The following is a 19,643-nucleotide window of genomic DNA, read 5'->3' on the forward strand; positions in this document are numbered from 1 at the left end:
ACGCTAAACGCAGGGGAAAAGAAACCTTTAGCCGTGCTTCGCGCGGCCAATCCGTGACCACAGCGTTATCCCCTGTTAATGTTGCGATTATGTTCGATCTTTGCACCCGATTGCAATTATTTTTGCATCCGGGTGCAGAATATTGAAATTTTGTTATAGCAAGAGGGTGAGATGGCATTCAGGTGTGGGATCCTTGTTCATCCGTGTGCCGGGCGTGCAGCCGACAGGGACCGCGGTCGGGCAGGCAAGACAGGATGGGCTGTCGTGGCCGGACGGGTGGGTGGGGGATGTGGTTGTCGCGTGTTCCATCCGCACCGGCTGGGGTGCGGATGCCGCTGGGGTTCAACGGAAAAGTGGGATGTTGCGCCAGGCCGTAAAGGTCAGCAGGCCGATGGCCGCCACGCCCCAGGCCATGGCGGCCAGCGTCCAGTGCGCGTACTGATAGAGGGCCAGCAGCAGCAACGGCAATGTGCTGGAACAGAGCGAGTAGGACAGATTATAGATCAGCGAAATGCCGGTCACCTTCACCTGCGGCGGGAACAGCTGCACCATCACCGCCGGTACGGCGGCGATCACCCCACAGCACAGGCCGAGCAGGATGTAGCTCAGCAGCACGCGGGTGATGTCGCCGCTGAGGCTGGCGGCCATCACGCTGACGCCTGCCGCCAGCAGCACCGAATAAATGGCGAAGGTGCGCCACGCGCCCAGCCGGTCGGCGATCCAGCCGGCAACAATACAGCCCACGTTGAGCGCCAGAATGCCCACGCAGCTGATGCGGAAGGTGGTCGCGGCATCAAAATGCCAGCTCTTCTGCAGGATCAGCGGCAGCACCACCACGGTGACGATCACCGCCGAGGTCAGCACCGCGGTCAGAAAGAACGCCGGCAGCGCCGCTCTGCGGTGCTGGCGCAGTATCTCCCCCAGCGGCAGGCGCGGAGCCTGCGCCTTCTCCTGCTGCATGGCGATAAACACCGGGGTTTCCTGCAGCCAGCGCCGCAGCCACAGCGAGATAAAGCCCAGCAGGCCACCGACGATAAACGGAATGCGCCACGCCCAGTCGCGCATCTCGTCGGCGCTGAACAGCGTGGTGATCAGGGTAACGGTCAGCGCCGCCAGCATATAGCCGAAGGTCAGCCCGGCCTGCAGCATACCCAGCGCCAGACCACGGTGCCTGGCAGGCGTGTGCTCGGCAACAAACACCCAGGCATTCGGCACTTCGCCACCCAGCGCGGCGCCCTGAATAATGCGCGCCAGCAGCAGCAGCAGCGGCGCCCAGTAGCCGATCTGCGCATAGCCGGGCAGCAGCCCCATCGCCAGGCAGGGCAGCGCCATAAACAACACGGTGAAGTTGAACATCCGCTTGCGGCCGTAGCGATCGGCATAGTGGGCAATCAGCAGGCCGCCGAGCGGGCGGGCCAGATAGCCCACCGAGAAGATGGTCATGCTCTGCAGCAGGCGCACCCACTCCGGCGTGTCGGCGGGGAAGAAAACGTCGGCGATCACCGCAGACAGGAAAACAAAAATAATGAAGTCGAACACTTCAAGCGCCCCGCCTAACAGCGACAGGCCGATCATCTTGTAGTCGTGGCGGGTTAACTGATGGGTTGTTGTAGTCATGGAGACATCTCACTGCCATGCCGCAGACGCCGTCAAAGCCTGGCGGCTGCGGATCGGTTATGCCGTAAATGCCGACCGGACCGGGCAAACCTCAGAGGCAGCGCGGCGCAGCTGGCATTCATGAAGGGCGCACGCCCTTATCACCGCCCGGCACACTCCGCCGGACGGTGCAGCAGTCTGCCACAAAATTGTCTTAAGGCGTCAGTTATCCGTATCTCACACCCGCTCAGGGGTGAAGCGACAGCCCTTTGATAGCCTTATCCACCGCTTTTTTCGGCCCGTGCGGTGGCAATACCGGTTGCCAGAAACGCGGTGACGTTCAGCCACTGCCAGCTGGCCAGGCGCTAATTCCACCTTGTTCGTGGCCCTGTGGCATTCCCGGAGAAGGGTTTGCTGCAGTGAGGCTGCTTCGCCAGCTGAGGATGGTCAAACCCGTCCAGCCAGTTCATAGAGTGGGGATAGCCTTTGGTCTTGCCGGCATAAATCAGCATGGGAATTACCAGCGGCAAAAATTCATGTCCGGTATCCAGATGACGCTGCATGAGATCAACGGCGCGACTCATCAAACGGAATGCCATGTGTGGATCGGGCGGACTCTGATATTCGATGCGTACAAGCAGGTAAGCTTCCCCGGCAGTCGTATCAACGCCATAGAGCATATCGCTAAAACCGGTACGGGAGTTCTCATCCGCCAGGATCCCCTGCTCCTGCCGCAGCGTACTGAGATCGCAGATATCCTGAAGGTGTGCCGGAAGGTGAAGCTGCATAAAATCTCGCAGAATTTCCGGGTCTGATAAAACATGTTTGAATGCCACGTCGTGTGGCGCGGGTGCGGCCTGATTCTGTTTCATATTCCCTGCCTCCATTATTAGACAGAGAGAATTTATCAGAACACTATTCCTGAAAGTGCCTAAAGATGCTTATTATTGCCACAGCGGCGCTGGTAATCGGCTGGCTTCAGGCGGTACGCGCGCTGGAACCAGCGGCCGAGATGGCACTGGTCGGCGAAGCCGGTGGCGGCGGCAACCTGGGCCGGTGCAGCTCGTCAGCCAGCAGGATTCGAGCGGTGCACAGCCGCATCCGATACGCATGCGGCGACTGACCAAAGGCCTGCCTGAACTATTGAAAACAGCCTAACAGGCTGTTGCCAATTGTGCCTCAATCTCGGCCAGCAAACCCTGGATAAGGCCCGCTGCAAAACGCTGCGCTCCCACGATTCCATCCTCATCGCCGCCATGAAATTGGGCGTAGGCAACGGCCCCGACTTTTTCGAACCCCTCACCGAACTCATCATCGCTGAAACGGTTTCTTAAAGCCGTAAGACCAGCCTCTACAGCCTCAGGATGCTGGCCTGACCGAATACGCTGAACAAATAGCCCTGCGACATATTCCAGCGATCCAGAATAGCGAATGACATGAATAAGATCTGCAGCATCCTTGTTCTCTTCCCGTTGGTGGAGCGCGATAGCCTTCAATATCACGAATGCGGGTACGTCCGCGAAACGCACCACATCAACTGATATGCCTTTCCCATCAGGCAGTGGAGCCCCGATGCGCTTTTCTTGATACCAATCGTGTACAATCCTGGCATGCTTGATTGTGAGGGCCGAGACCTGCTCCCCACTGACACTGATGGTTTTTCCTGCCTCCTCATCACCAGCATCACGGAGTAGCTCAACGACTACCTCCACGTGCTCTTCAATCTTAAGGCGCCACCGCCAGGACGCAGCCTTTCCATCTTCGACCCAACGGATGAAACCACGTGCTTTGAGCTGGTCAGCCAAACTGGTGTATTCATTTCCGATGGCCAGTACTTCCAGATTCAGCACGATATCTACGTCTGAGGTTCCCGCGTGCATCGGAATGTCTGGTGGGGCCTCTGGTGTGAGGTAGCGAGGGACAAGACCACCAACCAAACGGAGGGTTTCCCTAAGGTTGCCGAATGCACTCAACAGTGTGAGCAGCGTTTTTTCACAGGCGAGCGTCACGTCAATGCTATATCCCTCAGCCGTTCGCGGCTTTATTTCCTTTCCCATAACGACTCCAAACGTCCTCTAAGTTGGTCAGCTAACTCTTTGTTTCGCCCTCTACCATCCAGCAAATCCAGGTACAGGATGTACGCGCTTGCAAAAAATGCAGAATGATCCGAATGTCTGTCCCGGTAAAGCAAGCTCGAAGATTCACGCTCGATGAGCGTGACATTCGCTCCTTTGCTGACAGGCTTAAGGCGAAGTGCTTCGGCCATGTCATCGGCATACCCTTTGGGCACAATAATTTCCACACCATCAGTGCTGGTCAAAAATGGGACCACAGCGTTTGCAGCCGCAGCACCAGTGAACGCCCATGGAAAATCGATTCTGGCATGGTCAATGCGATCGGCAAAATGAGCCAGTATGTGCCTGGGGTTTTCAACGAAGGAGTACCATTTCGTCTGCTTCTCTTTACGCTCCTGCCATTGCTCAGCCCAGGCATCCAGAAGCTTTTCCGGGCGAATGAGCATTCTGCGCTTGCTCGGCCCTCCACCTGCAGACTTCACCCATTCACGCAACGTTAACTCCTGCAAAACGAGAGAGCAGGTGTAGGGGGAGGTCTCAGCCCGCTCGGCTAGCTCCGCGCCGGTAAGCCACTCGTTAGCATGCATCAAAAGGGCATGGACAACACTCCCACGTGCATCAGTGAAGAGGTCTACGCCGTGGAAGGACTTCCTGGGACGCCTGGTAGGTTTTTCGATGTTAATGAACCAGCAGTCGTGTTTAAGGTAAAGGCTTCCTCCCAGCTCAAATGATGCGATTCCGTGAGCCCTCAGCTCCTCCTTAGCACCGGGGCTAAGTGAACCTGCGGCAAGCATTCCGATAGCCTCATGACGATGATCCCGGTAACGCATGTGGTTATTGAATTTCCACACTGCATCTCTGGCGTCTCTTGGATAAACGTTTTTTTTGACCTCTACGTAAAGCATCAGCGTCCGGTCTGGCCTACGGATCTCAATCAATCCATCAGGCTCGGAATCCATCTGTGAAGATAACTGCTTGCCTGGATGACCCTTTACAGTGGCTTCGGAACCAAACGCGTCCGCAAGGGCAATAGCTAGCTCTTCCAGTACCTGCCTTTCGAATTCGTGCCCTGAACGATGTGAAAAATGGCCCATAAGATTAGCCTCCAAGGCGTCATTAGCTGAACAGCAAATAATAATATATTAGCTAAACATTAGGTATTATTTTACCATTAGCTGCGCAGCTAATAATCATTTTTTGACTAAACTTCTGACCTGGTTTGCCCTGGCGAGCAGCATTCTTCACCGAGAGCCATTACACTTAATGCCTTCAGAGGGGGGATGGGCGCTCTTAGAATAATTCAGGTAACGTTCTGAGGTTGTATGCTCAACCCGTATGGCTTGACAGTGAGCGACTTAAGGCGCGTCTGTATAAGAGATGTGGCTGAAGCCTCACCTGTTCGTTCTCCAGAAAGGACGTCCCCCTCCCGATACTTATGGCTAAAAGTTCTACCTTTGTAAGGGCAAAGAAAAAGCCCCAGGCATTTGATTCCTGGGGCCTTCAGGGGAAAGTTTACACTTTATGTCTAAGATTTATCTTAGAACGGAATATCGTCATCAAAGTCCATCGGCGGTTCATTGTTCGCCGGTGCGCTGTTCTGCTGTGGCTGCTGCTGCGGGCGAGACTGCTGCGCGCCGCCGCTGAACTGGTTGCCGCCCTGTGGCTGCTGTGGCTGGCCCCAGCCGTTGTTATTGTTGTTGCTGCCGCCCTGGCCGCCGCCTGCCGGTGCGCCGCCGCCCTGGCCACGGCCGCCCAGCATCTGCATGGTGCCGCCGACGTTCACCACCACTTCGGTGGTGTATTTTTCCACGCCGGCCTGGTCGGTCCATTTGCGGGTCTGCAGGGCGCCTTCGATATAGACCTGAGAGCCTTTACGCAGGTACTCACCGGCCACTTCGGCCAGTTTGCCGAACAGCACCACGCGGTGCCACTCGGTCTTCTCTTTGGTTTCGCCGGTTTGCTTGTCACGCCAGCTTTCAGAGGTGGCCAGAGTGATGTTGGCAACGGCACCGCCGTTCGGCATGTAGCGGACTTCCGGATCCTGACCCAGATTCCCGACTAAAATTACTTTGTTTACGCCTCTGCTGGCCATGTTGCTCTCTCCGGTTAATGATCTGCTTTAAGTCTAGGCGCAAAATTCTAGCATGACACCCCCGCAGATCCTACTTTCGGATCGCGATCCGCGGGTAACGGCCTGACGTGCAGCGTTACATGCCGCCGTGGAAGCAGGTTCACACGAAACGCTGCTTTCCTGCGCACAGGCCGACAAAGTACTGTATATCCATTCAGGTTTTTTTGTGCCATAATTACTCGTTTCGTTTCTGGCCATGCCGGGCAGGCATGGTGAGGTTTGCGCTAATCCGGGAAGTGTGAATGGATAAGATCGAAGTACGGGGTGCCCGCACCCACAATTTGAAAAACATTAACCTGACCATTCCGCGTGACAAGCTGATCGTGGTCACCGGCCTGTCGGGTTCCGGCAAATCGTCGCTGGCGTTTGACACGCTGTATGCCGAAGGGCAGCGCCGCTACGTTGAGTCGCTCTCCGCCTACGCCCGTCAGTTCCTGTCGCTGATGGAAAAACCGGACGTCGACCATATCGAGGGGCTGTCTCCGGCGATCTCCATCGAGCAGAAATCCACCTCGCATAACCCGCGATCCACCGTCGGCACCATCACCGAGATCCACGATTACCTGCGCCTGCTGTTTGCCCGCGTGGGCGAACCGCGCTGCCCGGATCACGATGTGACGCTGGCGGCGCAAACCGTCAGCCAGATGGTGGATAACGTGCTGGCACAGCCGGAAGGCCGCCGCCTGATGCTGCTGGCGCCGATTATTAAAGAGCGTAAGGGTGAGCACACCAAAACGCTGGAAAACCTCGCCAGCCAGGGCTATATCCGCGCGCGTATCGACGGTGAAGTGTGCGATCTCTCGGATCCACCGAAGCTGGAGCTGCAGAAGAAACACACCATAGAGGTGGTCATCGATCGCTTTAAGGTGCGAGAGGATCTGGCGCAGCGGCTGGCCGAGTCGTTTGAAACCGCGCTGGAGCTCTCCGGCGGCACCGCCGTGGTGGCGGATATGGACGATCCTAAGGCCGAGGAGCTGCTGTTCTCCGCCAACTTCGCCTGTCCGGTGTGCGGCTACAGCATGAGCGAGCTGGAGCCGCGCCTGTTCTCCTTCAACAACCCGGCCGGTGCCTGCCCGACCTGCGACGGGCTGGGCGTGCAGCAGTACTTTGACCCGGACCGCGTGGTGCAGAACCCCGAGCTGTCGCTGGCCGGCGGCGCGATCCGCGGCTGGGACCGCCGCAACTTCTACTACTTCCAGATGCTGCGTTCGCTGGCCGAGCACCTGGATTTTGATATCGAAGCGCCGTTCAACACGCTGGATGCTTACAGCCGCAAGGTGATCCTCAACGGCTCCGGCAAAGAGAATATCGAGTTTAAGTACGTCAACGATCGCGGTGATACCTCGGTGCGTCGCCATCCGTTTGAGGGCGTGCTGCACAACATGGAGCGCCGTTATAAAGAGACGGAGTCCAGCGCCGTGCGTGAGGATCTGGCGAAGTTTATCAGCAACCGCGCCTGTGCCAGCTGTGACGGCACCCGCCTGCGTCGTGAAGCGCGCCACGTATTTGTGGAAAACACCACGCTGCCGACCATCTCGGATATGAGCATCGGCCATGCGATGGAGTTCTTCCAGAACCTGAAGCTCAGCGGCCAGCGCGCCCAAATCGCTGAGAAAGTGCTGAAAGAGATTGGCGATCGCCTGAAGTTCCTGGTCAACGTCGGGCTGAACTACCTGTCGATGTCGCGCTCCGCGGAGACCCTCTCCGGCGGCGAAGCGCAGCGTATTCGCCTGGCCAGCCAGATCGGGGCCGGGCTGGTCGGCGTGATGTACGTGCTGGATGAGCCGTCGATCGGTCTGCATCAGCGCGATAACGAACGGCTGCTGGAGACGCTGGTCCACCTGCGTAACCTCGGCAACACGGTGATCGTGGTTGAACACGATGAGGATGCGATCCGCGCCGCCGACCACGTGATCGATATCGGCCCCGGTGCCGGCGTGCACGGCGGGCAGATCGTCGCCGAAGGCACGGTGGACGACATAATGGCGGTGGACGCCTCGCTGACCGGCCAGTACCTGAGCGGCAAGCGCGGCATCCGCATCCCGGAAGAGCGGGTGAAAGGCGATCCGTCGAAGGTGCTGCAGATCACCGGCGCGCGCGGTAACAACCTGAAAGATGTGACCTTAACGCTGCCGGTCGGGCTGTTTACCTGCGTTACCGGGGTTTCCGGTTCGGGCAAATCGACGCTGATTAACGATACGCTGTTCCCGATCGCCCAGCGTCAGCTGAACGGTGCGACCATCGCCGAACCGGCCCCCTACCGCGACGTCAGCGGCATGGAGCATTTCGACAAGGTGATCGACATCGATCAGAGCCCGATTGGCCGCACGCCGCGCTCGAACCCGGCCACTTACACCGGCATCTTTACCCCGGTGCGGGAGCTGTTTGCCGGGGTGCCGGAGTCGCGCACCCGTGGCTATACGCCGGGCCGCTTCAGCTTTAACGTGCGCGGCGGCCGCTGCGAAGCCTGTCAGGGTGACGGGGTGATTAAGGTGGAGATGCACTTCCTGCCGGATATCTACGTGCCGTGCGACCAGTGTAAAGGCAAGCGCTATAACCGCGAGACGCTGGAAGTGAAGTACAAGGGCAAGAGCATCCACGAAGTGCTGGAGATGACCATCGAAGAAGCGCGCGAGTTCTTCGATGCCGTACCGGCGCTGGCGCGTAAGCTGCAGACGCTGATCGACGTTGGCCTCTCCTACATCCGCCTTGGCCAGTCGGCCACTACCCTGTCCGGCGGTGAGGCGCAGCGCGTTAAGCTGGCGCGCGAGCTGTCGAAGCGCGGTACCGGCCAGACGCTCTATATCCTCGATGAGCCGACCACCGGCCTGCACTTCGCCGATATCCAGCAGCTGCTGGAAGTGCTGCACCAGCTGCGCGACCAGGGCAACACCATCGTGGTGATTGAGCACAACCTTGACGTGATCAAAACCGCCGACTGGATCGTTGACCTGGGGCCGGAAGGCGGCAGCGGCGGCGGGGAGATCCTCGTGTCCGGCACGCCGGAAACCGTGGCAGAGTGCGAGCGTTCGCACACCGCGCGCTTCCTGAAGCCGCTGCTGGCGAAGTAACTCTCTGGCCGGACCGGTTTGCTGACCGGCTGGCCACGGCGGGGCAGATTATTCTGCCCCGCTCACTTCTTATGCGTTCGCGGCCGTCGATTCTGCCCATTTTTCCGCGGGTTCGTCAGGGTTCAGCGACACGCCGGCCCCTTCTTTACCACGCTAACCGGCTTTCCCAATGGCCCGGTTGCGCCGCTATCCGCTGGCTTGTTCCTCCTGCGTATTCGCCCACTGGCCGCAGACGAAAATTGCCGGGTTCAGCAGGATCAGGCAAGATTTAGCGACATACTGACATATCCCGGTCACTCTCCGCTGGCTATGCTTACTCCTCAGCTTTAACGGAACGGGTAACGCTTGCCTGCCCGCCTTCCTTCCCTGGCCTCAGCGCCATCTGTGATTAACCGGAGACACCGATGAATATTACGCACGCTTATGCCGCCCAGGACGCGACCTCTCCACTGGCACCTTTCCAGTATCAGCCGCGTGAACTGCGCGAACATGATGTGCAGATTGACGTGCTGTATTGCGGCGTCTGCCACTCGGACCTGCATCAGGCGCGCAACGAGTGGCGCAACACTGTGTTCCCGGTGGTGCCGGGCCATGAGATCGTCGGCCGCGTCAGCGCGGTGGGCGCGCACGGCCATAAATATCAGGTCGGCGACCTGGTGGGCGTTGGCTGTATGGTCGACTCCTGTCGCACCTGCGACAGCTGTCAGGAAGATCTTGAGCAGTACTGCGAAGAGGGCTTTGTCGGCACCTATAACGGCCAGGATCGCCACAGCGGCGACATCACCTACGGCGGCTATGCCACTTCCGTTGTCGTTCACGAAGATTTCGTGCTGCGCGTGCCGGAGAACCTCGACCCGGCGGCCGCTGCACCGCTGCTGTGCGCCGGCATCACCACCTTTTCACCGCTTAACCACTGGAACGTGGGTCCCGGCAAAAAAGTGGGCATCGTCGGCCTCGGCGGACTCGGCCATATGGGCGTGAAGATTGCCCATGCGATGGGCGCGCACGTGGTGCTGTTTACCACTTCGCCGTCAAAGATTGAGGACGGTAAACGTCTCGGTGCCGATGAAGTGGTGATTTCGAAAGATGCCGACCAGATGGCGCAGCATGCCAACAGCTTCGACTTTATTCTCAATACGGTGGCGGCCCAGCACGATCTCAACCCGTTTATCTCGCTGCTGCGCCGCGACGGCACCCTGACGCTGGTCGGCGCGCCGGAGCACGACCACCCGTCACCGCAGGTGTTTAACCTGATTATGAAACGCCGCAGCGTGGCCGGTTCACTGATCGGCGGCATCAAAGAGACCCAGGAGATGCTGGATTTCTGCGGCAAACACAATATCACCTCAGATATTGAGCTGATTGATATCAAAGAGATCAATAACGCCTACGAACGCATTCTGAAGAGCGATGTGAAATACCGCTTTGTGATCGATATCGATTCACTGCGCGGATAAGCCTCAAGGGTGGGCGTTAGCCCACCCTCCCCCTTTCCCCCCCTTCCTTCCCTGAATTGATACTAAAAAAGTATCGCCATAATTGAAATTCAGCGCGGGATCCCGTTGTGAAACAATCACCTTCCACAATCAGGAGGGATTATGCAAACCAGACACTTATCTCAGGATCTTCACGTTGGCGCGATCGGCTTTGGCGCAATGGGGCTGAGCGAGTTTTACGGCGAGACTGACGATCGGCAGTCGCTGGCGCTGCTGAATCAGCTGGCGGAACAGGGCGTAAATTTTATCGACAGTGCCAATCTGTACGGGCGTGGTCATAATGAGCGACTGATCGGCCACTTTCTGGCGAAGCTGGATAATTCTGTCCGTCAGCAGTTTAAAATCGCCACCAAGTGCGGCATCGATCGCGACCCGAATGCGGCCTATGCCCGCAGAATCAATAATCACCCGGACTATATCGTCCAGTGCTGCAACGAATCGCTGCAGCGGCTGGGTATGGAGCGCATCGATCTGTTCTATCTGCACCGCGTCGATAGCGCTGCCTGCATTGAAGAGAGCATGCACACGCTGGGCGAACTGGTCAAGGCGGGGAAAATTGGCCATATCGGCCTGTGTGAAGTGTCGGCCGCCACCCTGCAGAAAGCCCACGCCGTGTTTCCGGTCACCGCGCTGCAAACCGAATACTCGCTGTGGACGCGGGATATTGAAGAGAGCATTCTGCCAGTGGTGAAAGCGCTGGATATCGGGCTGGTGCCTTATTCCCCTCTGGGGCGCGGTTTTCTGACCGGCAAATATCTTAACCACGCCGATTTTGGTGACGGTGATTTCCGCAAGCACAATGCCCGTTTCCAGCAGGAAAGCATCGAGCACAACCGCCAGTTACTGGATGCGATTACCCCGCTGACCGCAAAATACCGCTGCACCTCCGGGCAGATCGCACTGGCGTGGCTGCTGGCACAGTATGAAAAAACGGTGCCGATTCCGGGCACCAAAAACCCGCGTTATCTGGCGGAAAACGCCGCGGCCGCCGATCTGGTGCTGGATGCAGAAGATGTGCTGACGCTGAATCAGATCCACCAGCGCATGTCGATCAAAGGTAACCGCTACAGCGAGGAAGGGATGAAAGGGGTTAATGCGTAACGCCTGTTTTCTTTGAGTCACAGAGGCCGCAACGTTCTGCGCTGCGGCCTGCGGGTTTAACCGGTCTTCCTCTTTAACGACGCACCAGGCTCAGCGCCACCCCTTCACCGCCGCCGATGCACAGCGCGGCCATGCCACGCTGACGGTTTTCGCGGATCATGGTATGAATCAGCGTCACCAGAATACGACAGCCGGAGGCACCAATGGCATGCCCCAGCGCAATGGCACCGCCATGCGGGTTGATGCGTTCGGCCGGCACACCGCAGCCGTGCACCACCGCCAGCGCCTGGGCAGCAAATGCTTCATTCGACTCCAGAATATCAACCTGCTCCGGCGACCAGTTCATACGCTTCAGGTTCATCTCAATGGCTTCGAGCGTCGCGGCCCCCATCATTGCAGGTTCAATCCCGCTGTTAGTGAAAGCCCCCACCGAGGCAAGGATCTCCAGCCCCCGTTGTTCAGCCGTTTCGCGGCGGCACATCAGTACGGCGGCTGCGCCGTCATTCAGTGGCGAGGCGTTGCCGGCGGTGACGGTCCCCTCCTGCTTAAACAGGGGTTTCAGCGCCGAGAGTTTCTCAATACTGCTATGGCGCGGGCATTCGTCCTGGCTGACGATTTTGCTTTCACCTTTAGTGGTGAGCCCGCTGACCGGCACGATCTCTTCCGAGAAGAAGCCATCGCCCTGCGCTTTCAGCGCCCGACGATGGGAGAGCAGCGCGTACTCGTCCTGCATACTGCGCGTAATGTTGTAGCGCTGCGCGATATTTTCCGCCGTCACGCCCATATGATAGTGGTTGAAGGCATCGGTCAGGCCGTCAGCAATCACGCTGTCCTGCAGCATCCCCTCGCCAAGACGGATGCCCTGTCTGGAGTTCTGCAGAAGGTGTGGCGCACCGGACATGCTCTCCTGCCCACCGGCAATCACAAACTCCGCTTCCCCCAGCGCCAGCGCCTGCATGGCCAGATGAACGGCTTTCAGCCCGGAGCCGCAGACTTTGTTGATGGTCAGCGCATTAACGGCAACGGCCAGACCGGCACGTAATGCTGCCTGTCTGGCCGGATTCTGACCGCACCCGGCGGTCAGCACCTGCCCCATTACCACCTGGTCGATCGCTTCTGCCGCCACCCCGCTCTCTTTGAGCAGCGCTTTGATCACAATACTGCCCAGGCTGGCGGCCGAGTGCCCGGACAGTCCGCCAAGGAAGGCACCGGTGGCCGTCCTTTTGGCTGCAATAATAACGATATCATTCATGGTGTAACTCTCCGGGAGGTAGAAACGAAAACAGCCGCAGAGGCGGCGGCGCGAAAAACAGTGAATGGGTTAACGCAGGCCGGCAGGCCTGCGTACATCAACAGCGGAATTATCATGCAACGCTCTCCTTCAGGGCGGCCGCCGGTTGGTTACCCGGGATAAACGCCACCAGCAGGAAGGAGATCGCAATGGCGAGGCCGGCGACGATAAACAGTGTCGGCAGCGACAATGCGGCAACCATCCAGGCACCGACGGAAGCACCGATACCGATGGCAGCATTAAAGAAGGAGACATAGATGGCCGAAGCCGGAAACGCCTGCTCCCCCGCGGTGCGCAGTACCCAGGTCTGGAAACCGACAAAGATGCCTGATACCGCGACGCCCCAGACAGCCATAGCCGCCAGCAGCAGCGGACGGGAAAGCGCCTGGCCCTGGGTGCCCAGCAGCACCAGCACCGCACCGATCAGCAGTACCGACAGCGCAACGGTGGTTTTGAGATGGCGATCGATGATGGCACCGGTCAGGAAGTTCCCTGCCAGCCCGGCCACGCCATAAACAAATAACACCAGCGGAATAAACGCCGCTGAGAGGGCGGGCTGGGTCTGCAGCCAGGGTTCAATAAAGGTGAAAGCCGCAAAGTGCGCGGTGATGGCCAGCAGCGTGGCCGAATAGATTTTCCACAGCGTGGACGATCGCAGCACGCTTTTCAGCGCAGCCACTCCAATCGCACTGCGGGCGGTGACGTTAGGCAGCGCCCAGATCATCCCCACCAGCGCGACCACGCTCAGGGCAGACATCAGCCAGAACGCCTGTCTCCAGCCAAGGTTCAGGCCAATGTAGTTAGCCAGCGGCACGCCAAACACGCTGGCGGCAGAAACGCCACCGAAGACGATCGAGGTCGCGGTTCCCAGATACCGGGCCGGTACCATTGCCACAGCCGTGGCGCCGATCATCGCCCAGAACGCGCCGTGCGCCAGCGCCCCCACCACCCGTGCGGCCAGCAGCGCGCTGAACGTATCCACCGTAGCCGACCAGACGTTGGAGATAAACAGCACCAGCGTCAGCGCCAGCAGCAGCATTTTTTTCGGCAGATTGCCCAGAAAGACCGAGGCAAACAGCGCACTCAGGGCACCGACCCAGGCATAGAGCGACACGGTCAGGCCAATTTCCGCTTCCGATGCCTGCAGGCCGCAGGCGATAGGCGTCAGCAGGCCCACCGGTGCCAGCTCGGTGGTAACAATGGTGAAGGTGGAGAGCGCCAGAATAAACAATGCCACCCAGATACGTAGCGTCATGGCCGACTCTTTAATAACAGCAGACATAATAACAACCTTTGTTTTCAGACTTTAAATGGTGCGCCAGCCCCTGAGCTGCGCATAATTCAGCAGCGCGGGATTTTCACCCACGCAAACCGGGTGACCGGTGGCTTCCAGCATCGGCACATCCGAGATGTCATCGCCGTAGGCATAGCAGTGCGCCGGCTGCAGACCCTGCTGCTGACAGAACGCCAGCAGCGCCTCTTTTTTGCCGTTGCCGATGGTCTGGGGGGTGCCAATTCCCCCGGTCAGGTACCCCCGTTCATTAATAATCAGCGGCGCGCAGAGCAGATGCTCCACCGCTAAGCAGTCGGCGATCGGCTGCAGGATCGGTTGCATGGAACCCGATACAAACACCACCGTATCGCCCCGCTGCTGGTGCTGACGCAGCGCGCTGAGCCCGCTTGCAATAAAATGGCTCTCGTTCAGGCAGGTCAGGAACCAGCGCTGACCGAAGGTCACCAGCTCAGCGAGCGAAACGTTGATAAACTGCTGGTAATACTCCTGATTCAGCAGTTCCCGCCGCTTGCCCTCTTGCACATCCTGCTTAAAGCGGCGGGTGTATTCCTCGCGCTGTGGATTCAGCCCCTTCTCGTTGCACCAGTAGTCGTAGAAATGGAACATGCTTTTCAGGTTGATCAGGGTTTCATCGACATCAAAAAACGCCGCGACTGTGTTCACGCTCACTCCCCGTAACCCTTTCTGCGGCTTTTGACCGGGAATTCCGGGTCACTGCCCAGCACGCCGGCGTCGCACCAGCGTGAGGGTTCCACCTCGCTTATCACCACCGAGATTTTGTCCAGCGGCGCACCGCTGGTGGTATGCACCGCCAGCGTTACCGCCTCCACCATCGCTTTCACCTGGCTCTCATCACTCATTTTCCAGGTTGTGATTTGTACAAAGGGCATCGTTTTTCCTTAATCCTGCGTAGTGAACTCATCAAATGAGCGGGTTTTCAGTTTGAGCTGGGCGTGAATATCGCCGCCCAGGCCATAAAGTCCGATTGCGCCGCCATAGCTCTGGCGGGCGCTCATATACAGCACCACCACGTTGATAACGCGATTGCTCTCCTCACTGGCGGCGGGGAAAGGGTTGGGTAATTCAGCCCAGAAGCGGGCGCTGCCGCTGGCATCGGTGATAAAGACGTTAGGGATCCCCAGCGGCCCCGGCCGGGTCGGGTTCTCCGGGTGCAGATCGCGCTCACGCAGGCTCATCACCGTATACAGGCTGTCCGGCACCAGGTGGCTGAAGGTAAAGTCAAAGCGGGCGCTTTTCCGATCGGCCGCCACGCTGACCTGCAGCTCACCCTGCGCCTGTAACCAGTTGCCGAGGGTGATCGGCGCGGTGTGGCGCAGCCCGTCGCCGATGCGGTAATCCGCAATCCACCCCTGGTGCAACGGCAGGCTGTCGCGGAGATCGGCATGCGCGCCCGGCCGCTGCTCCGGTGCAAACAGCATCGGATAGTTGTTCAGCGGGATCGGCAGCGGCAGCGTATACAGCACCGTGTCCTGCAACGCGGCGGGTGCTATGCCGTCCAGATGACGCACGATCTGATAGGGTGCAACCTGGCCGAATGCCGGCAGCGGGCTGTGTGCAGAGACCACCGCCGCCCCCCAGGACACTCCCTGCTCACCGGCGATCATCCCGACCACCACAAAGTTACCTTCGCTGTCCATCACCTCCGCAGGGGGGTACAGCGGCCCCTGCGTGGTGGCCGCCAGCTGATAGTGGCGGCGCTGTTCAGACACGGGTGGCCTCCTGCAGCGGGCTGTGTACGGCAGCAAGTGCGCTGAATGCGGCCTGGATCGCCAGCTCATGCTCTTTGTTGCTGATCACCTCGGACGGATAGACGGTAAACGACACCTCCATGGTGGCGCACAGGGTCTGCTGCTGCGTGACCCGGATTTGTGCTTTAAACCGCGCGCGGCGTTGGCGAACATCCTGGTCGACAATGTCGTAGTGGATCTGCGCCGGCAGCGGGAACAGGAAATTGCTGAAGTCGACCGCCATGCCGTTAATCACGTAGTACTTGTTGTTGTCACCGTTAAAGAAAAATTCTTCGGTCACGGCAATAAAGGTCTGTCGGCAGGCTTCCACCAGCAGCATGCCCTGGATGTGCTGCCCGGTCTGATGGTCTGCCATCAGCTCACAGCGCTCATCAATCAGCAGCGGCAGGGTATAGAGGGTATCGCCGACCTTCTCCGCGCTGCCAATCAGCACGTTATGTTTTAATTTTTTATGCGTGTGTGCGTTCTTACTGGTCGAGGCCAGTTTGTCTAATGACGCAAGATCTAACTTATTATTATGAATCTGATTACGCTTATGATTATTCAGCACTTTTCTGGCGTAATCGTCCCGGACACCCTGGCCTACGATAAATTCATGTTCATTATCGATAATTTTCGCCGGGATCTGAGTCAGTAATTCCAGCTGAGAAATAGTCAGTACATCTTTCTCATTACTGAATTCGCTAAATTTATCACCGACAATAAAAACTTTTTTATTGGACATATTCTTCTACTCTCATCAGGATAAAGCACGATAAATACGGGTATACAGACCTTCATTGCCGCCGGTGATGTAGTTATCACCGGCCTGCTGAATGATGTGCTGGTAGCGCGCGTTGGTGAATGCTTCTTTATAGGCCGCTTTATCACCGTTAAAGGCGGAGATAAACATCACGCCCGGTTGCCCGCTAATCAGCGAGTGGAACGCCTCAAAGCTGGTGATCTTATCCTGATGGTCGCGCACCACATTAAAAATGGTCTGGTCGCGCCACTGGCGGTACTGTGCGTAGTTTTCTGCCGGAACTTCAACGTGACGCAGCTGGATATATTGCGTCTGCGGCAGCGGCAGATCCGTCTCAATCGGTGCTTCTACATATTTCAGCAGCTCGCGACGAATATCACCGGACAGGTGGGCCGCCAGGTGATGAAACTCGGCTTCGAGTTCTCCCTCAACCCAGGCAATCTCTTTAATATCGTTAAAAGCGCGCAGCTCCAGTAGCTCATGAATATTGTCTTCTTCACAGATGAAAAGTTTTTTTTCAGCTGAAGATTTAAGCGTCCTGAGCTCGGAAACATTAGCGTTGCTTTTTAATGGGAAACGTGAAACCAGAATATATTTCGCTGACATGATTGTTGTTCTCTTAATTAGTGGTCTTCGGGAATGAATTTATCACCCCGGTATTATTTGAGAATTGTTAATTTTGTAATACCTTTAAGGTATCACCGAACAGGGTATTACCAGCCTTGCGGCTGAATGTACAAAGCAGGTGGTGATAGGATAAAGTAGGATTGATCAGGAAAAGGCTGACAGATTCACCCCCCCAGCCACGGAGATGTTGTGGATAACCTCAATCGTAAATTGCCCAGTATTAAACAGTTGCAGTGCTTCCTGGTGGTTGCCCAGGAGCTGAACTTCAGGAAAGCGGCAGACCGCCTGCGTATGACGCAGCCGCCGTTAACCCGGCAAATAAAATCGCTGGAAGAGACGTTGGGCTACGATCTTTTTATCCGTAATACCCATGATGTCCGGCTGACGGAAAGTGGCGTGCAGCTGACTGGCCGGGCGGCAAAGCTGCTGGACGATCTGGGTAGTTTTATTGGCGATTCGCATCACGAGAAGGATCAGCTGCGTATTGGTCTGACCCGCACCCTCAATTTCAATAATATTCCGCAGGTCAGTGAGAAAATAAAACAGCTGATCAGCGAAGAGGAAATTGAAATACAGAACCAGACGTCTGCCCAGCTGCTGCAGTCGTTGTCTAAGGGCCAGATGGATATGGTGATAACCGGTGAGCGCAGCCTGCCCGGCGAAGAGGAGTTCAGCTTTTACTGGATTTACCAGGAACCACTGCTGGTGGCAATGCCCTCTGCCCACCCGGCCAGTCTGCAGGAGGAGGTTTCACTCGCGGATGTGGCAGACCTGCCGCTGTTCTGGTTTGCCCGCAATGCCAATCCGGCGTTCTACGATAAGTGCGAGCGTTACCTGCGCCAGCTGCCGTTTGTACTGAAACGGATTAAGGAACCGGATGACTCGCTGGTATTACTGGCAGGGGTGGCAAGAAGCAAAGGTTTTGCCCTGCTACCCCAATCGATGTGTACGTTTAATCAACAGGGGCTGTGTTACCGCAGGCTGAACACCACCGAGTCACAGTTGCTGAATATTGATGTCTATATCGCTATCCGCAAGCGGGAAAACCGGGAACGGGTGATTCATGGCATTGGAAATCTGACGGCAGAAGAGTGGGAAGAGCCGCAAGGCAGGCAGGCGCGTCGATCGTACTGAAATAACGGGCGGGAATATCGCGGCGAGCAACCGGCGGGGTAAAAATGGCGAAAAACTGGCCGGGCTGCCCCGGCCAGTCAACATCAGACGACGGCCGCGATAGCTTCCGCCACCTGACGCACGTTACTGTGGTTCAGGCCGGACATGCAGATACGGCCGCTGGCGATCAGGTAGACGCCGAACTCGTTACGCAGGCGATCCACCTGTGCCGCGCTCAGGCCGGTGTAGCTGAACATGCCGCGTTGCTGCAGCAGATAGCTGAAGTCTTTACCCGGCAGCGCTTCCGCCAGCACGTTAACCAGCGTCTGGCGCATCTCAAGGATGCGGGTGCGCATGCCTTCTACTTCCGCCAGCCAGTTGGCTTTCAGATCCGCGTCGTTCAGCACGCATGAGACCACCTGCGCACCAAAGTTTGGCGGGCTGGAGTAGTTGCGGCGCACGGTGGCTTTCAGCTGGCCAAGCACGCGTGCGGCTTCATCGGCGTCGTCACAGACGATCGACAGGCCGCCGACGCGCTCGCCGTACAGCGAGAAGATTTTTGAGAAGGAGTTGCTGACCAGCGCCGGCAGGCCGGCCGCGGCGATAGCGCGGATCGCATAAGCGTCCTCTTCCATGCCCGCGCCAAAGCCCTGGTAGGCGATGTCGAGGAACGGGATCAGCTCGCGCGCCTTCAGCACCTCAGTGACGGCATCCCACTGATCGTTAGTCAGATCGGCACCGGTCGGGTTGTGGCAGCACGGGTGCAGCAGCACGATGCTCTGCGCCGGCAGGCCGTTGAGTTTTTCCAGCAGCGCGTCAAACTTCACGCCGTTAGTCGCCGGGTCATACCACGGGTAGGTGTTAACGGTGAAGCCGGCACCGGCAAAAATCGCCTTGTGGTTATCCCACGTCGGGTCACTGACCCACACCTGCGAATTCGGGAAGTAGAACTTGAGGAAGTCCGCACCGACCTTCAGCGCGCCTGAGCCGCCCAGCGTCTGGATGGTCGCCACGCGGCCCGCTTTCAGCACCGGATGATCGGCACCGAACAGCAGCGGCGCCACCGCACCACGGTAAGCAGCAAGGCCTTCCATCGGCAGATAGAGCGAGGCGCTCTGCGGGCGGGCATTCAGTTCCGCTTCCGCTTTACCGACCGCATCCATCTGCGGAATTGCACCCTGTGCGTCGTAATACAGGCCAATGCTCAGGTTTACCTTATGCGCGCGGTCGTCCTGTTTGAAGGTCTCCATCAGGGAGAGAATTGGATCGCCGGCATAGGCATCAACGTTTTGAAACACGGTGCAGATCTCCATTGTATGTTCGGTGGTTCTGGCGAT

At 57.9% G+C, this 19,643-nt stretch carries 17 protein-coding genes and 1 pseudogene; 4 read left to right on the forward strand and 14 right to left on the reverse strand.

The genetic code is table 11. The features are described 5' to 3' along the window. Positions 1 to 342: 342 nt before the first annotated feature. The 6 genes and pseudogenes from GKQ23_RS21895 to ssb1 all read right to left on the reverse strand — a co-directional run bounded on the left by GKQ23_RS21895 (position 343) and on the right by ssb1 (position 5,763). On the reverse strand, positions 343 to 1,617 hold the full coding sequence (locus GKQ23_RS21895; RefSeq protein WP_212409430.1) for an MFS transporter: 1,275 nt from the start codon (positions 1,615 to 1,617) through the stop codon (positions 343 to 345). Between the two features lie 344 nt (positions 1,618 to 1,961). Beyond that, the gene (locus GKQ23_RS21900) at positions 1,962 to 2,468 is read right to left on the reverse strand and encodes an Rpn family recombination-promoting nuclease/putative transposase (protein WP_212409431.1); all 507 of its coding nucleotides are present in this window, start codon (positions 2,466 to 2,468) and stop codon (positions 1,962 to 1,964) included. Between the two features lie 59 nt (positions 2,469 to 2,527). Continuing rightward, positions 2,528 to 2,736: pseudogene (locus GKQ23_RS24030) on the reverse strand (helix-turn-helix domain-containing protein); the annotation flags it as partial. Between the two features lie 14 nt (positions 2,737 to 2,750). Then, entirely contained in the window at positions 2,751 to 3,653 is a 903-nt protein-coding gene (locus tag GKQ23_RS21910; RefSeq protein ID WP_212409433.1) for a hypothetical protein, read from the reverse strand. Next, on the reverse strand, positions 3,638 to 4,765 hold the full coding sequence (locus GKQ23_RS21915; protein WP_212409434.1) for a type IV toxin-antitoxin system AbiEi family antitoxin: 1,128 nt from the start codon (positions 4,763 to 4,765) through the stop codon (positions 3,638 to 3,640). Before GKQ23_RS21915 ends, GKQ23_RS21910 begins: the two co-directional genes overlap by 16 nt. A gap of 443 nt (positions 4,766 to 5,208) precedes the next feature. Next, the gene (gene ssb1 / locus GKQ23_RS21920; protein ID WP_056235107.1) at positions 5,209 to 5,763 is read right to left on the reverse strand and encodes a single-stranded DNA-binding protein SSB1; all 555 of its coding nucleotides are present in this window, start codon (positions 5,761 to 5,763) and stop codon (positions 5,209 to 5,211) included. Between the two features lie 281 nt (positions 5,764 to 6,044). On the opposite strand from ssb1, the gene uvrA reads away from it, so the two are divergent. From uvrA to GKQ23_RS21935, 3 genes are all read left to right on the forward strand, one after another. Next, positions 6,045 to 8,873 (forward strand): excinuclease ABC subunit UvrA, encoded by a 2,829-nt coding sequence (uvrA, locus tag GKQ23_RS21925; RefSeq protein WP_212409435.1) that lies wholly within the window; start codon positions 6,045 to 6,047, stop codon positions 8,871 to 8,873. A 404-nt stretch (positions 8,874 to 9,277) separates the two neighbouring features. Then, complete coding sequence (locus tag GKQ23_RS21930) at positions 9,278 to 10,330, forward strand: NAD(P)-dependent alcohol dehydrogenase (protein WP_056235101.1); 1,053 nt, start codon at positions 9,278 to 9,280, stop codon at positions 10,328 to 10,330. A 141-nt stretch (positions 10,331 to 10,471) separates the two neighbouring features. After that, on the forward strand, positions 10,472 to 11,470 hold the full coding sequence (locus GKQ23_RS21935; RefSeq protein WP_212409436.1) for an aldo/keto reductase: 999 nt from the start codon (positions 10,472 to 10,474) through the stop codon (positions 11,468 to 11,470). 73 nt (positions 11,471 to 11,543) lie between these two features. On the opposite strand, the gene GKQ23_RS21940 is transcribed toward GKQ23_RS21935, so the two are convergent. The 7 genes from GKQ23_RS21940 to GKQ23_RS21970 all read right to left on the reverse strand — a co-directional run bounded on the left by GKQ23_RS21940 (position 11,544) and on the right by GKQ23_RS21970 (position 17,172). After that, on the reverse strand, positions 11,544 to 12,722 hold the full coding sequence (locus GKQ23_RS21940; RefSeq protein WP_212409437.1) for an acetyl-CoA C-acetyltransferase: 1,179 nt from the start codon (positions 12,720 to 12,722) through the stop codon (positions 11,544 to 11,546). Between the two features lie 112 nt (positions 12,723 to 12,834). Then, positions 12,835 to 14,043, reverse strand: coding sequence for an MFS transporter (locus GKQ23_RS21945; RefSeq protein ID WP_056235090.1), 1,209 nt, complete (start codon positions 14,041 to 14,043; stop codon positions 12,835 to 12,837). Between the two features lie 24 nt (positions 14,044 to 14,067). Further along, entirely contained in the window at positions 14,068 to 14,718 is a 651-nt protein-coding gene (locus GKQ23_RS21950) for an HAD family phosphatase (protein WP_212409438.1), read from the reverse strand. 2 nt (positions 14,719 to 14,720) lie between these two features. Further along, positions 14,721 to 14,945 carry a tautomerase family protein gene (locus GKQ23_RS21955; protein WP_056235087.1) on the reverse strand — a complete coding sequence of 75 codons (225 nt, stop codon included), beginning with the start codon at positions 14,943 to 14,945 and terminating at the stop codon, positions 14,721 to 14,723. Positions 14,946 to 14,954: 9 nt separating this feature from the next. Then, the gene (locus GKQ23_RS21960) at positions 14,955 to 15,785 is read right to left on the reverse strand and encodes a hypothetical protein (protein WP_212409439.1); all 831 of its coding nucleotides are present in this window, start codon (positions 15,783 to 15,785) and stop codon (positions 14,955 to 14,957) included. Beyond that, positions 15,778 to 16,548 carry an AfsA-related hotdog domain-containing protein gene (locus GKQ23_RS21965; RefSeq protein ID WP_212409440.1) on the reverse strand — a complete coding sequence of 257 codons (771 nt, stop codon included), beginning with the start codon at positions 16,546 to 16,548 and terminating at the stop codon, positions 15,778 to 15,780. The genes GKQ23_RS21960 and GKQ23_RS21965 overlap by 8 nt, the downstream gene beginning before the upstream one ends. A 15-nt stretch (positions 16,549 to 16,563) precedes the next feature. After that, complete coding sequence (locus GKQ23_RS21970; protein ID WP_056235078.1) at positions 16,564 to 17,172, reverse strand: hypothetical protein; 609 nt, start codon at positions 17,170 to 17,172, stop codon at positions 16,564 to 16,566. 210 nt (positions 17,173 to 17,382) lie between these two features. Here GKQ23_RS21970 and GKQ23_RS21975 point away from each other — a divergent pair, with 210 nt between their 5' ends. Then, positions 17,383 to 18,327: a LysR family transcriptional regulator gene (locus GKQ23_RS21975; protein ID WP_101506418.1), complete on the forward strand. Its 945-nt coding sequence runs from the start codon at positions 17,383 to 17,385 to the stop codon at positions 18,325 to 18,327. A gap of 83 nt (positions 18,328 to 18,410) precedes the next feature. On the opposite strand, the gene GKQ23_RS21980 is transcribed toward GKQ23_RS21975, so the two are convergent. Next, positions 18,411 to 19,604 carry an amino acid aminotransferase gene (locus GKQ23_RS21980; RefSeq protein WP_212411928.1) on the reverse strand — a complete coding sequence of 398 codons (1,194 nt, stop codon included), beginning with the start codon at positions 19,602 to 19,604 and terminating at the stop codon, positions 18,411 to 18,413. Positions 19,605 to 19,643: the final 39 nt, after the last annotated feature.

This window comes from Erwinia sp. E602 (genome assembly GCF_018141005.1).
GTDB lineage: Bacteria > Pseudomonadota > Gammaproteobacteria > Enterobacterales > Enterobacteriaceae > Erwinia.

Bases quoted from the DNA above. Each gene is read 5' to 3' on its own strand.
- GKQ23_RS21895 (WP_212409430.1), bottom strand. From the start codon at position 1,617: ATGACTACAACAACCCATCAGTTAACCCGCCACGACTACAAGATGATC.
- GKQ23_RS21900 (WP_212409431.1), bottom strand. From the start codon at position 2,468: ATGAAACAGAATCAGGCCGCACCCGCGCCACACGACGTGGCATTCAAA.
- GKQ23_RS21910 (WP_212409433.1), bottom strand. From the start codon at position 3,653: ATGGGAAAGGAAATAAAGCCGCGAACGGCTGAGGGATATAGCATTGAC.
- GKQ23_RS21915 (WP_212409434.1), bottom strand. From the start codon at position 4,765: ATGGGCCATTTTTCACATCGTTCAGGGCACGAATTCGAAAGGCAGGTA.
- ssb1 (WP_056235107.1), bottom strand. From the start codon at position 5,763: ATGGCCAGCAGAGGCGTAAACAAAGTAATTTTAGTCGGGAATCTGGGT.
- uvrA (WP_212409435.1), top strand. From the start codon at position 6,045: ATGGATAAGATCGAAGTACGGGGTGCCCGCACCCACAATTTGAAAAAC.
- GKQ23_RS21930 (WP_056235101.1), top strand. From the start codon at position 9,278: ATGAATATTACGCACGCTTATGCCGCCCAGGACGCGACCTCTCCACTG.
- GKQ23_RS21935 (WP_212409436.1), top strand. From the start codon at position 10,472: ATGCAAACCAGACACTTATCTCAGGATCTTCACGTTGGCGCGATCGGC.
- GKQ23_RS21940 (WP_212409437.1), bottom strand. From the start codon at position 12,722: ATGAATGATATCGTTATTATTGCAGCCAAAAGGACGGCCACCGGTGCC.
- GKQ23_RS21945 (WP_056235090.1), bottom strand. From the start codon at position 14,043: ATGTCTGCTGTTATTAAAGAGTCGGCCATGACGCTACGTATCTGGGTG.
- GKQ23_RS21955 (WP_056235087.1), bottom strand. From the start codon at position 14,945: ATGCCCTTTGTACAAATCACAACCTGGAAAATGAGTGATGAGAGCCAG.
- GKQ23_RS21965 (WP_212409440.1), bottom strand. From the start codon at position 16,548: ATGTCCAATAAAAAAGTTTTTATTGTCGGTGATAAATTTAGCGAATTC.
- GKQ23_RS21970 (WP_056235078.1), bottom strand. From the start codon at position 17,172: ATGTCAGCGAAATATATTCTGGTTTCACGTTTCCCATTAAAAAGCAAC.